General features: G+C 64.2%; 12 protein-coding genes. 4 read left to right on the top strand and 8 right to left on the bottom strand.

Translation table 11 applies throughout. From position 1 onward, the window contains the following. Window positions 1-62: 62 nt before the first annotated feature. Window positions 63-2,153, bottom strand: coding sequence for a molybdopterin oxidoreductase family protein (locus JQ621_RS14520; RefSeq protein WP_212235376.1), 2,091 nt, complete (start codon window positions 2,151-2,153; stop codon window positions 63-65). A 233-nt stretch (window positions 2,154-2,386) separates the two neighbouring features. Between JQ621_RS14520 and JQ621_RS14515 the strand changes: the two genes are divergently transcribed. The 4 genes from JQ621_RS14515 to JQ621_RS14500 are packed head-to-tail and all read left to right on the top strand — an operon-like array spanning window position 2,387 to window position 6,672. Continuing rightward, on the top strand, window positions 2,387-3,361 hold the full coding sequence (locus JQ621_RS14515) for a Bug family tripartite tricarboxylate transporter substrate binding protein (RefSeq protein ID WP_212235375.1): 975 nt from the start codon (window positions 2,387-2,389) through the stop codon (window positions 3,359-3,361). 13 nt (window positions 3,362-3,374) lie between these two features. Further along, window positions 3,375-3,845: a (2Fe-2S)-binding protein gene (locus JQ621_RS14510; protein WP_212235374.1), complete on the top strand. Its 471-nt coding sequence runs from the start codon at window positions 3,375-3,377 to the stop codon at window positions 3,843-3,845. Between the two features lie 2 nt (window positions 3,846-3,847). Further along, window positions 3,848-5,977 (top strand): xanthine dehydrogenase family protein molybdopterin-binding subunit, encoded by a 2,130-nt coding sequence (locus JQ621_RS14505; RefSeq protein WP_249125304.1) that lies wholly within the window; start codon window positions 3,848-3,850, stop codon window positions 5,975-5,977. Further along, a complete protein-coding gene (locus tag JQ621_RS14500) occupies window positions 5,974-6,672 on the top strand; it encodes a molybdate ABC transporter substrate-binding protein (protein ID WP_212235372.1) in 699 nt (232 codons plus the stop codon). Before JQ621_RS14505 ends, JQ621_RS14500 begins: the two co-directional genes overlap by 4 nt. Before the next feature lie 8 nt (window positions 6,673-6,680). On the opposite strand, the gene JQ621_RS14495 is transcribed toward JQ621_RS14500, so the two are convergent. The 7 genes from JQ621_RS14495 to JQ621_RS35775 all read right to left on the bottom strand — a co-directional run bounded on the left by JQ621_RS14495 (window position 6,681) and on the right by JQ621_RS35775 (window position 12,103). Then, on the bottom strand, window positions 6,681-7,487 hold the full coding sequence (locus JQ621_RS14495; RefSeq protein WP_212235371.1) for an SDR family NAD(P)-dependent oxidoreductase: 807 nt from the start codon (window positions 7,485-7,487) through the stop codon (window positions 6,681-6,683). 49 nt (window positions 7,488-7,536) lie between these two features. Continuing rightward, window positions 7,537-8,829: a TRAP transporter large permease gene (locus tag JQ621_RS14490; RefSeq protein ID WP_212235370.1), complete on the bottom strand. Its 1,293-nt coding sequence runs from the start codon at window positions 8,827-8,829 to the stop codon at window positions 7,537-7,539. Next, entirely contained in the window at window positions 8,820-9,365 is a 546-nt protein-coding gene (locus JQ621_RS14485) for a TRAP transporter small permease (RefSeq protein ID WP_212235369.1), read from the bottom strand. The genes JQ621_RS14490 and JQ621_RS14485 overlap by 10 nt, the downstream gene beginning before the upstream one ends. Window positions 9,366-9,430: 65 nt before the next feature. Next, on the bottom strand, window positions 9,431-10,402 hold the full coding sequence (locus JQ621_RS14480) for a TRAP transporter substrate-binding protein (protein ID WP_212235368.1): 972 nt from the start codon (window positions 10,400-10,402) through the stop codon (window positions 9,431-9,433). Between the two features lie 22 nt (window positions 10,403-10,424). After that, window positions 10,425-10,583: a hypothetical protein gene (locus tag JQ621_RS14475; protein WP_212235367.1), complete on the bottom strand. Its 159-nt coding sequence runs from the start codon at window positions 10,581-10,583 to the stop codon at window positions 10,425-10,427. A 400-nt stretch (window positions 10,584-10,983) separates the two neighbouring features. Continuing rightward, complete coding sequence (locus JQ621_RS14470; protein ID WP_212235366.1) at window positions 10,984-11,712, bottom strand: Crp/Fnr family transcriptional regulator; 729 nt, start codon at window positions 11,710-11,712, stop codon at window positions 10,984-10,986. Between the two features lie 265 nt (window positions 11,713-11,977). Further along, window positions 11,978-12,103, bottom strand: a complete 126-nt coding sequence (locus JQ621_RS35775) for a hypothetical protein (protein ID WP_283813188.1) — start codon at window positions 12,101-12,103, stop codon at window positions 11,978-11,980. Between the last annotated feature and the right edge of the window lie 67 nt (window positions 12,104-12,170).

Here is a 12,170-nt window from a genome sequence, read left to right as displayed (position 1 = left end):
TAAGGCGGCGCCGCTTTAGCGCCTCGACACAAATTTGCGCGCGATCATGGGAGAAGCGCGGCTCAGGCCGCGGTCGCCTTCCGGATCCAGACCTTGTTGTCGTGGAACGCCGCGCCGCCGATCGGGGCGACCGTATCGGCGCCAGTCAGCATGTTGATGCCGCGGCCGCCGATGTGATTCTTGTTCGGATGCACGGACTCCGCGATCAGCACGCCGCGACGCACGCCATCGAACAGCGCGGCGATCAGGGTGGTCTCGCCTCTGATGTTGCCGAGCGTCACCGCATCCCCATCCGCGATGTCGAGCGCGGCGGCATCCAGCGGATGGATCATCACGCTCGCCTTGCCCTCGCGCGCCTGCGAGGACGGGGTCTCGTTGAAAGTGGTGTTGAGGAAACTGCGCGACGGGCTGGTCGCGAGCCGGAACGGATGCGCCTGATCAGTGTGCTCGATCACGGCCCAATGGTCCGGCAAGTCGGGCATCTTGTCGAAATCGCCCATGGTCTGGCCGAACGGCGGGTGGGACCAGTCGGCCTTGAAATGAAACTTCTTGTCGGCATGCGCGAAGCCGTCGAGATAATGCGAGGTGCGGAAGTCCGGCTGCAGGTCGCGCCAGAGGTCGGCCTCGAGGCCGGCGATGTCGCCGTGGTCGCTGAGCTTCAGCGTCGTGTCGATCAACTCGCGCGGCGTCATCTCGAAGCCCGGATGCCTCGCGCCAAGCCGCGGCGCCAGCGCCTGCAGCACCTCGTGATTTGAGCGGCATTCCCCGGGCGGATCGATCAGCTTGGGGCCGACCGAGATGTGCTGGTGGCCGCCGCCGTAATAGAGGTCGTCATGCTCCATGAACATGGTGGCGGGCAGCACGATGTCGGCCATCTCAGCCGTCTCGGTCATGAACTGCTCGTGCACCGCGACGAACAGGTCCTCGCGCGCAAAGCCCTGGCGAACCAGTGCCTGCTCCGGTGCCACCGTCATCGGATTGGTGTTCTGGATCAGCATCGCCTTCACCGGCCCCTTGCCGAGCAGGGCCTCGGCATCGCCGGTGAGGATACGGCCGATCTGCGACTGGTCGAGCGCGCGCGTCGACTTGTCGAGCGCGTCATGGCCTTCGATCACGGCTTCGTTGAAATGCCACAGCGCGTAATTGTTGAAGAAAGCGCCGCCGCCTTCGTATTGCCAGGCGCCGGTCACCGCGGGAATGCAGAGCGCCGCATGCATCTGCGCCGCGCCGTTGCGCGAGCGCGTGAAGCCGTAGCCGAGGCGGAAGAAGGTACGCGGGGTCTCGCCGACCGCCTTGGCAAAGGCCTCGATCTCCGCCACCGGCACGCCCGAGATCGCGGATGCCCATTCGGGCGTGCGCGACTTCAGATGCGCCTCGAGCTCGGCCGGGCAGTCGGTGTACTTGTCCATGTAGGCGCGGTCGGCGTAGCCGTCGCGAAACAGCACGTGCATCACGCCGCAGGCAAACGCGCCGTCGGTCCCGGGCCGCAGCAGGATCTTGATATCCGCCTGCTTCATGGTCTCGTTGTCGTAGATGTCGACCGCCGCGATTCTGGCGCCGCGCTCCTTGCGGGCCCGCGCGGCATGCGTCATCACGTTGACTTGCGTGTTGACCGGGTTGGTGCCCCAGATCACGACGAGGTCGGACAGCGCCATCTCGCGCGGATCAACGCCGGCAATCTTGCCGGTGCCGATCGCAAAGCCGATGCGGGCGACATTGGCGCAGATGGTCTGATAGAAGCGCGAGTACTTCTTCACATGCGTGAGACGGTTGAGACCGTCGCGCATCACCAGCCCCATCGTGCCGGCGTAGTAGTACGGCCAGATCGATTCCGCGCCGAAGTCGCGCTCCGCCTGATTGAAACGATCGGCGATCTCGTCCAGCGCCTCGTCCCACGAAATCCGCGCGAACTGACCGGATCCCTTCGCGCCCGTGCGGCGCATCGGATAGATCAGCCGCTCGGGATGATGGATGCGCTCGGCATAGCGAGCGACCTTGGCGCAGACCACGCCGGCCGTGTAGGTCTGCTTTTTCGAACCCCGGACGCGGCCTATGCTGCGGCCTTCCACCACCTCGACATCGAGCGCGCAAGCCGACGGGCAATCGTGCGGACAGGTGGAGTGGCGGATCTCGATCTTGGCGTGCTGGTTCATGGCCAATTTCGTAACACCAAAACAAGGGGCAGCCGAGGGCATTTATCCGGCAATGCCCATGCAAAATGCTCAAACCATGCGCGGGGCATGTTCCTCCCGCGACCGCGAAAGGCCCGCGGCCATCCCGAAGACGGTCCGATATTCCCGCCAGAACGGACTTTATAAGGCGTCGACAGTCTGCCTCCCCCGCCGCTAGAGTGCCGGCCAACAAAAACGAGCTCAGGGAGGTGGGTATGATGGCCCGACAAATCATGCTGGCGCTGGGCGCCGGCATGCTCGCCATATTCTCGGCAAGCCCATCCCCGGCGCAGGATTATCCGGCCCACGCAGTCCGCATCGTCGTGCCGTTCGGCGCGGGCGGACCTGCCGACGTCGCGGCCCGGCTGATCGGTCAAGCACTCCAGGAGCGCTTCGGCCAGCCCTTCGTGGTCGAGAACCGCACCGGCGCGGGCGGCGTCATCGGCACCGTCGAGGCGGCCAAGTCACCGGCCGACGGCTACACGCTGCTGATGATGTCCAACACGCAGACGGCCAATGAATCTCTGCTGACGCCGGAGCAGCGCAAATACGATCTGATGCGTGACCTTGCGCCGATCGCGCCGGTGAACTATTCCGACCTCGTCATCGTGGTGAACCCGCAAGTCCCGGCGAAGACGTTGCAGGAGTTCATCGCGCTCGCCAGGACTCAGCCCGGCAAGTTGAACTACGCTTCCTCCGGCCAGGGCACGCCGTACCACATGGCCGGCGAGCTGTTCAAAGCCATGGCCGGCATCGACGTCGTCCATGTCCCCTACCGCAACAGTGGCGAGGCGCGCAGCGGCGTGATCGGCGGACAGGTGCAGATGATGATCGACGCCGTGCCGGCGATGGCGCCGAACATCGGCGAAAACCAGGTCCGCGCGCTTGCGACCACCGGCCAGCAGCGCTCCGCCGTACTGCCCGATGTGCCGACGGCCGGCGAGGCTGGCGTTCCCGGCTATGAGGCGACGATCTGGCTCGGCCTGATGGCCCCGACGGGCACGCCCCGGCCCGTCATCGAGAAGCTCAATGCAGCCGTGAGCGCGATGGTGAAGCGACCCGACATCGTCAAGCTCTGGACCGGGCAAGGTGCCGTGCCCATGTCGATGTCGCCGGAGGAATTTGAAAAATTCCTGCGCGGCGACATCGCGAAATGGGCCGACATGGTCAAGAAGCTCGGCAAGTCCTGAAGGCGTAACGGTCATGCCCGTCATCCAATTCCAGCTCAACGGCGCGACGGTCGCCGTGGATACCGATCCCGATCAGACGCTGCTCGACGTGCTGCGCAGCCGGCTCGGCATCACCAGTCCGCATTTTGGCTGCGGAGCCGGTGAATGCGGCGCCTGCCGTGTGGTGGTCGACGACCACGCGATGGCGTCCTGCGATATGCCGATGTGGTCCGTGGCCGACAAGACCGTCGTGACCGTGGAGGGCCTTGGGACCGCCGAGCAGCCGCATCCGCTGCAACGCGCCTTCATCTCCGAGCAGGCGATGCAATGCGGCTATTGCGTCTCCGGGATCCTGGCCAGCGCCGCGGCGCTGCTGAAGCGCAATCCGTCGCCGACGGAAGCCGAGGTCAGAGCTGCGCTCGATCGCAATCTGTGCCGCTGCGGGTCGCACAATCGCATGGTCCGCGCCGTGCTGCGAGCGGCATCGGAGATGTCGTCATCATGAGTATGGCGCCCCCTGCCCCGAATCTCCCGGTCAGCCTGGCCGCCAATCCAAGACTGTCGTCCTGGGTGAAGTTCACTGTTGAGGGCCGCGTGGCCATTTCACCCGGCAAGGTCGAAATCGGCCAGGGCATCGTCACGGCGCTGGCGCAGATCGCAGCGGACGAGCTCGACATCGAGATCGGCCGCATCGACATGATCCGCGCCTCGACCGCGACAAGCCCGAACGAGGGTGTCACATCAGGCAGTCTGTCGATACAGCACTCCGGCCGCGCGCTGCGCCACGTCTGCGCCGATGTACGCCAGCGTTTCCTCCACGCAGCGTCCGAACGTCTCGGCATCGACGCGGGATTGCTCGATGTCGCCGACGGCACGATTTCGGGTCCTGGCAATGTCAGGACCAGCTATTGGGAGCTGTCGGGTGATGTCTCGCTCGACCACGATGCCGTTGCGGGCACGGTGGCGAAGTCGGCCATCGCACGCAGCATGGCCGGACAATCGATCCAACGCGTCGATATTCCAGACAAAGTGTTCGCGCGGCCGCGCTTCATCCATGATCACGCGCTATCGGGATTGCTGCACGGACGCGTGCTGCGGCCGGACGTCTCGGGCGCGAGGCTGATTGCGCTTGACGAAGGTGCCGCGCGCGCTGTTTCCGGGCTGATCGCGGTCGTCCGCGATGGCGGCTTTGCTGGCGTCGTCGCCGAGAGCGAGGTCGCAGCCGAGGCCGCGCTGAAAGCCTTGCGCAAGGGAGCGACATGGTCAGCCGGCCAGCCGCTGCCAAATGAAGGCGATCTGGCCGGCTTCCTGAGGAGCCAGCCGGTCGAAACCACGGTCGTCGACACCAGGATAGCAGCGGCGCCGGCGCAAGCTACGCATAGTCTCCGCCGGCAATACACCCGCCCCTACATCGCGCATGCCTCGATCGCGCCGTCCTGCGCGATGGCGCAATGGAACAGCGACCGTGTCCATGTCTGGACGCACAGCCAGGGCGTCTACCTGCTGCGCGCCGATCTTTCGATCGTCCTCAAGCTGCCGGTTGAAAACATCGTCGTCGAGCACATGGAGGGCGCGGGCTGCTACGGGCATAACGCCGCCGATGACGTGGCACTCGATGCCGTGCTGCTCGCGAGAGCTGCCGGCGGCCTCCCGGTGCGGGTGCAATGGACGCGTCACGACGAGATGTGCCACGCGCCGTTCGGTGCAGCGATGGCGATCGAGATCGCGGCCGACCTTGATGCCGATAACGAGATCGTCGGCTGGCATCACGCGATCTGGAGCAACGGCCATGCAGCGCGGCCGGGGCGCGCAACACAACCCGCACTGCTGGCGGCCAGCGAGATCGCAAATCCCTATCCGCGTATGATCTCGACGAATCCGCCAGCCGCCAATGGTGGCGGTGGAGACCGCAACTCGGTTCCGCTCTATGATTTCCCGGCGTGGACGATCACGAGCCATCGCTTGCTGACCATGCCGGTACGCACCTCGGCGCTGCGGACCCTCGGCGCACAAGGCAACGTGTTCGCCATCGAATCCCTGCTCGACGAGATCGCTGCCCTGCGCGGCGAAGACCCGATCGCATTCCGCTTGCGCCACCTCCGCGACGAGCGGGCGAAGGATGTCCTCCGGACCGCTGCGCGGCGCGCAGGATGGAGGCCGCAAAAGCAATCCGGCATCGGCCATGGAGTCGGCTTCGCCCGCTACAAGAACACCGGCGCTTATTGCGCCGCCATTGCAGAGATAGAAGGAACTGGTGATGACATCCGCGTGAGGCGCCTGACGCTCGCCGTCGACGTCGGCGAGGCCATCAACCCTGATGGCGTCATCAACCAGATCGAAGGCGGCGCGATCCAGGCGACGAGCTGGGTGCTGAAGGAGCGCGTTCGCTTCGACCTGGAGCGCATCACATCGACGTCGTGGACGGACTATCCGATCCTGACTTTCAGCGAGGTCCCGGCGGTGGATGTCGAGATTATCCAGCGGCCGGAGGTCGAGCCTGTCGGCGCCGGCGAGGCCGCACACGGCCCGGTGACAGCAGCGATCGCGAATGCCGTCTTCGACTGTCTCGGCGTGCGCGTGCGCGACCTTCCGATGACGCGAGACAGGATCATCGCAGCCATGGAGCTTACATCGTGACGACCGTGAACATTTTGAGCGGCGGCGCGGCGCAAGGTCTGGTGCGCGGCCTCGCCGAGGCCTTCAAGGCTCAGACCGGATTCGGCATTGACGGTGAATTCGGCGCGGTCGGCGTGATGGCGGACAAGCTGCGCGCAAACACGCCGGCCGACCTTGTGATCCTGACCCAGACCTTCGTTGCCAGGCTCGCCGCAGAGAAGCTGGTCAGTCCTTCCTCGATCGCAGACGTCGGCCGCGTGGAGACTGCCCTCGCCGTCCGCAGCCGCGATCCCAGGGTGAACGCGAAAACAGACGCCGATCTGCGCGATGTCCTGCGGTCCGCGGATGCGATCTACGTTCCTGATACCAAGGCCTCGACCGCGGGCCAGCACGTCGCAAAAGTACTGGACCATCTTGGCATCGCCTATGAAGTCACGTCACGCCTGAAGATATTTCCGAATGGTGCAACGGCGATGCGCGAACTGGCGGCGTCCACCGCGACAAGGCCGATCGGATGCACGCAGGCGACCGAAATCATCGCCACCGACGGCATCGTGCTCTCAGGCCCGCTGCCGCCAGGATCCGAGCTGGTGACGATGTACACGGCAGGCGTCGCCATGCAGGCGGCGCATCCGAAGGAGGCGGCAGCACTGATCGCACTGCTGACTGGCGCGGAGCACGGGGACCTGCGCCGGCGCGTGGGCTTTGCCAGCTGATGCGAACCTTACTTGTGCAGCTGGGTGAGACCGGTCGGCGGACCGTCGACCCCCGTCCAGCCGCCATCGACGAACAGCGTGCTGCCGCTGACATAACTCGCGGCATCCGAGGCGAGATAGGCAACGGCCGTGGCGACCTCGTCGGCGCTGCTCCAGCGATTGAACACGGTGTGCCCGGCGTAGAGATTGAAGATGTCAGGACGTTGCTTGAACGGGCTGGTCAGCGCAGTCTCGACGATGCTCGGCGCGATCGCGTTGACGCGCACGCCGGCATGGCCGACTTCGGAGGCAAAGCCCTTTACGAGGAGACCGATCGCCGCCTTGGTCGAGCCATAGACTCCGAGGCCCGGCTCGATGGTCACCGCGCGCACCGAGGAGCAGGCAATGATGCTGCCGCCCCTCTGTTCGACCATGATGCGGCCAAACGCCTGGAAGAACCAGACCGTGCCCTTGACGTTGAGGGTCAGGACGCGGTCGAGATCCTCCTCGGTGTAGTCGAGAATGGTCTTGCGGATGTTGAGCCCCGGCGTGGTGACGGCAATGTCGAGCCGGGAGAATTTCTGCATCACGATCTTGGCCAGTGCATTGACGTCCGCAGCGCTCGCGGCATCGCATGCAGCCCCTTCGGCCCAGCCGCCCTTGTCGCGAATGCCCTCGGCGGTCGCCTCGGCCGCCTCAAGCGCCCGATCGGCGCAGACGACGCGGGCGCCGAGCCCGGCCAGCGCCTCGGCCGACGATTTGCCGATGCCCGATGCTGCGCCGAGCACCACGGCCGTCTTGCCGGTGAGATCGAAGAGCTTGCGATAGTCCGTCACGGACAGAATTCTCCCTGGCGCGGTTCGCCAGCCAATGCCGGCGAACGCATTACCCCTTGTATCCCATCAGCAGGCGGGGCAGCCACAGCGAGAAGGCCGGGACATAAGTCACGAACATCAGAGCAGCGATCAGGGCGGTGTAGAACGGCAGGATTGTCCGCATCACCGCGCCCACCGAGATGCCGCCGATGGCGCAGCCGACGAACTGCGTGGTTCCGACTGGGGGAGTGTTCAGCCCCAGCGCGCAGTTGATCAGCATCAGCATGCCGAACTGCACGGGATCCATGCCCGCCTTCATCGCGATCGGCAGGAAGATCGGGGTGCAGATCAGGATGGTCGCCGCCATGTCCATGAACGTGCCGAGCAGGAACAGGATGACGTTGATCAGCAGGAAGATCATCCAGGGCTGCGTCGACACCTTGCTCATCAGATCGCCGGCGAAGTCGGCGACCTCATAGAGGCCCATCAGATACTGGAACATGGTGGAGACGCCGATCAGCAGCAGGACCACGCCTGTCGTTTTCACCGCCTTGGCAGCGGCGTGCAGAAAGTTGTTCCAGGTCATCGTCCGGTAGATGAAGAACGTCAGCACGATCGTATAAGTGACGGCGACTGCGGCGGACTCCGTAGCGGTAAAAACGCCGGACAGGATGCCGGTCAGAATGATGCCGACGATCAAAAGGCCCGGCAGAGCTGCCGCAAACGAGCGGAAAACCTCAGCCCAGCCCGGGAATTTCCCGGCGGGATAGCCGCGCTTCACTGCGACCGCGTATGCGGCGACCAGCATGCAAATCATCAGGACAAGCGCCGGCAACAGGCCGGCCGCAATCAGCGCGCCGATCGAGACCTTGCCGCCGGCGGCGAGCGCATAGATGATCATGTTGTGGCTGGTCGGCATAAGCGCGCCCACCAACGAGGCGTGGGTGGTGACGTTGACGGCGTAATCGGTGTCGAACCCCTCCTTTTTCATCATCGGGATCATCACCGCGCCCATCGCCGACACGTCGGCCACGGGCGAGCCGGACACGCCGCCGAACAGCGTACAGGCGACCACGTTCGACATGCCGAGGCCGCCGCGGATGTGGCCGACGAGATTCTTGGCGAGTTGCACAATCTTGTCGGCAACGCCGCCATGCAGCATCAGCTCACCGCTGAAGACGAAGAACGGAATGGCGAGAAACGAGAAAATGTTCATCCCCGACATCATCTGCTGGAAGATGACAGCGACCGGCAGGCCTTCGTAAAGAATGGTGCAAATCGCCGACAGGCCGATCGCGAAGGCGACCGGTACGCCGAGGATCAGGAAGCCGAAAAACGTGGCGCCGAGAATAATCAGTTCCATGAGGGGACGACCTCTTCGCCGCGCAGGAGAGCAATGATGTGCTCGATTGAAAAGGAGACGATCAGAACGCCGGAGGCAATCAGCGGCACATAGCGAACGACCTCGGGGAAGCCGAGATTGGGGATCTTCACCGTTCCCACCGACGCACCGAGGATCCATCCGTTGTAGGCCATGGCAACGCCGAACACGGCCACGAGGACATGGATCACGAGCTCGACCTTCTCGCGCAGGTGATCTGGAAGCATCACCAGCAGACTGTCCATTCCGATGTGTCCGGCATCGCGAACGCCGACGGCGGCGCCGATCAACGTGACATAGAGAATCAGAACCAGCGCAAGGTTCTCGGTCCAGGTCGGACTGGAGTTGAGCACGTAACGTCCGAACACCTGGTAGAACACGATGGTGACGATGATGAGCAGTCCTGTCACCGACAGATACATGCCCGCCTTGGCGATGGGCGCATTGATCCGCGACAGCAGACCGGTGGACGGAGGTCCCGCCTCCTGCTCGTTGTCTGCGACGTGTGGGTCTGTCATCCCGCCCCTCCTTGTGAGGGTCCGGCGTTGCCTCGCGGCGACGCCGGACCCGGTCCCGCTGTGTTTTACTTGGTGTCCTGGATGCGCTTGACGAGGCTCGAGAGCTTTTCGTCACCGGCGAACTTCTGGTACACCGGCTTCATCGCGTCGACGAATTCCTGCTTGTTCGCGATCGTGACGACCTGAACGCCGGCCGCCTCGACGGTCTTGCGGGAAGCCTCCTCACGCTCGTCCCAGAGCTTGCGCATGACCGGCACCGATTCCTTCGCCGCCTTGCGGATCATCGCCTGATCTTCCTTGCTCAGCGTGTCCCAGACTTTCTTGGACATCACGAGGACTTCGGGCGCCAGCGAGTGCTCGGTGACGTTATAGAACTTGGCGGCCTCGAAGTGGCGCGAGGACTCGTAGGAGGGCCAGTTGTTCTCGGCGGCGTCAACAAGGCCGGTCTTGAGCGCGGTGTAGACCTCGCCATAGGGCATCGGCGTCGGATTGGCGCCGAGGCTCTGGATCATGCCGACCCAGAGGTCCGACTGCTGGACGCGGATCTTGAGCCCCTTGACGTCCGCGAGCGACTTGATCGGCGCCTTGACGGTATAGATCGAACGGGCGCCGCTGTCATAGTAAGCGAGGCCGACCAAGCCCGCAGGCTCCATGGCCGCAAGGATCTCATCGCCGATCGGCCCGTCGAGAACGGTGCGCATATGCTGAGTGTCGCGGAAGACGAAGGGCAGGCACAAGGCGACGGTTTCCGGCACGAAGTTGTTCAACGGCGAGGCGTTGATCCGCATCATGTCGAGCGCGCCGATCTTGAGCTGCTCGATGGTGTCCTTCTCCGAGCCCAACGCGCCGTTCGGAAACACCTTCACACCAAGCTTGCCGCCGCTCGCGGTGGCGAGCTGCTTGCCCATGAACTTGACGGCTTCGACAGTCGGATAGTCGGCCGGATGGACGTCCGCCGAGCGGAAGTCGCGCGCCGTCGCGAATGGCGCCGAGACCGTCAGTGCGGCGGCTGCGATGATACCGATCAGTGTCTTCATCTGGGGTTTCCTCCTGAGTTGATTATGTCGTCGTTGGGCTGGTGCTGTGGACCACCTTGGGTCGCTCCACTTCTGGCGTGAAGTCAAGCGTTGCAACTGCACCACCTTCGTAGGATAGCGCGGCGGTGTCGAGCGAATTTGGCTGGTTGGCGATCGCTGCCCGTGGCAGTGCGATGCTCATCGCGCCCACTGCTGCGGGAGTGTGGCAGGTGCCGGCTCCCCGGCAATCGGGCCGCGCCATCGGCCAATGCCGGATGCGCGGTAACGATGCTCATCGTATCCATGGACGTTCCTCTGGTTTGTGCTCGACCGCTATTGGTTGCGGCTTGCAGTCCGGGCGCGATTAACGCGCCGACCGGCGCGATATCGCCAATGTCGTCCCTAGGGCGGGCGACATTCTGAGTCCAAGCCAAATGCGGCATTGATCGATGCTGGACTTGCATTGATCGCCCACAGGGGTGTCCAGGGCAAATCGGCGCAGAATGTCGATTTTCCGAATATTATGCTTTCCGGTGAGGATCGGACGCACCTCCGCGGCCTGGACCCGCGGTCGCGATCCATCGACGGCTACACCGACGAGATCACTCGCCGTCGAGGCCGCTCTCGGCGAGCTCGCGCAGCGCATCGATATCGAGCACGACGATGGCGCCATGCTCGAGGCGCACCCAGTTGCGGCCGGCCCAGGCGCGCAACTGCTTGTTGATGCTCTCGCGCGTCATCCCCACCATCTCGCTGATCTCCTGCTGGGTGATCGCGAGGGTGCCGCTGCCGGAGTCGAAGTTGCGCTCCTCGGTCAGCCCGAGCAACGCGCTCGCGAGCCGACCCGGCAGATTCTGCAGGATCACCTGCTCGACCTGCTGGCTGGTCCAGCGCAACCGAGCGCAGAGCAGCTCGATGAATTTCATCGCCAGCGCCGGCTGACTCTTCACGAACGGAAGGAAGTCGCGGCGATCGATGATGTAAAGCTCGCAGTTGGTGTTGGCGGTCGCGTCGGCCGACCGCGGTGCACCATCAAGCACGGCGATCTCACCGAAGATTTCTCCGGGACCGATCAGATTGAGAATGGCGTTCCGGCCGTCGGGCGAGGAAGAGGATATTTTGACCGTTCCCGTGATGACCGCGAACAGGTTGTTACCGGGATCGCCCTTGGCGGCGATGGTTGCGCCACGCTTGACCGTGGTGTGCTTGGCGTAGCGGCAGAGCTGATCGAGCGCTTCCGCATCCAAGTCTGCGAAGATCGGATGCTTGCGCAGGACCGACAATTTGTTACCCGGCGATTGCCGGGGGTCGCCGGTCTTGTCCTGAGGCACGCCGGGACTCCTGACTGCGAGGCACTGGAGTCCCTGCGTAGTCAGTGTTGCCGGGCTTTTCAACCGGAAAGCGCCGGCACGGCTCGAAGCAAGCCGCCAAAACGCGATTGCGCCACGAAGTCGCATCCGCAGCGTGCGTCAATGCAATTCCGGCCATGCAGAGTTGCAAAGGCGACAGTTCACCCCTGGGCCGGAATAACGCGGGCGGCCGAATCGCGGGTTCGAGGCTGCTATCGCGTCAAAATGAGACAGCGGCCTTGGGAACTCAGTGTTTTGCTTGTGAATCGCGCCGGCCCGCGCTGGTCTGCCGATCCGCCCATGCCAACGCAACGGCGAATGTGACAAACATGGCCACGACGGCAACGGTGACCAGCAACGCGTCAATCGGCATTTTCCCCCTCCCGAACTTGTTTCCGGGGATTATTGGCGATGCGCGCTCCTCGTCATTGATCCGGATC

It is taken from the genome of Bradyrhizobium manausense, from assembly GCF_018129685.1.
Classification (GTDB): Bacteria; Pseudomonadota; Alphaproteobacteria; order Rhizobiales; family Xanthobacteraceae; genus Bradyrhizobium; species Bradyrhizobium manausense_D.
The sequence above is the reverse complement of the archived record's forward strand: the minus strand, read 5'-3'. Positions and strand labels throughout refer to the sequence as shown.

Excerpts from the sequence above, each read along its gene's own strand:
- JQ621_RS14480 (WP_212235368.1), bottom strand. The coding sequence starts at position 10,402 with ATGAAGACACTGATCGGTATCATCGCAGCCGCCGCACTGACGGTCTCG.
- JQ621_RS14475 (WP_212235367.1), bottom strand. The coding sequence starts at position 10,583 with ATGAGCATCGCACTGCCACGGGCAGCGATCGCCAACCAGCCAAATTCG.
- JQ621_RS14510 (WP_212235374.1), top strand. The coding sequence starts at position 3,375 with ATGCCCGTCATCCAATTCCAGCTCAACGGCGCGACGGTCGCCGTGGAT.
- JQ621_RS14490 (WP_212235370.1), bottom strand. The coding sequence starts at position 8,829 with ATGGAACTGATTATTCTCGGCGCCACGTTTTTCGGCTTCCTGATCCTC.
- JQ621_RS35775 (WP_283813188.1), bottom strand. The coding sequence starts at position 12,103 with ATGCCGATTGACGCGTTGCTGGTCACCGTTGCCGTCGTGGCCATGTTT.
- JQ621_RS14505 (WP_249125304.1), top strand. The coding sequence starts at position 3,848 with ATGGCGCCCCCTGCCCCGAATCTCCCGGTCAGCCTGGCCGCCAATCCA.
- JQ621_RS14485 (WP_212235369.1), bottom strand. The coding sequence starts at position 9,365 with ATGACAGACCCACACGTCGCAGACAACGAGCAGGAGGCGGGACCTCCG.
- JQ621_RS14520 (WP_212235376.1), bottom strand. The coding sequence starts at position 2,153 with ATGAACCAGCACGCCAAGATCGAGATCCGCCACTCCACCTGTCCGCAC.
- JQ621_RS14515 (WP_212235375.1), top strand. The coding sequence starts at position 2,387 with ATGATGGCCCGACAAATCATGCTGGCGCTGGGCGCCGGCATGCTCGCC.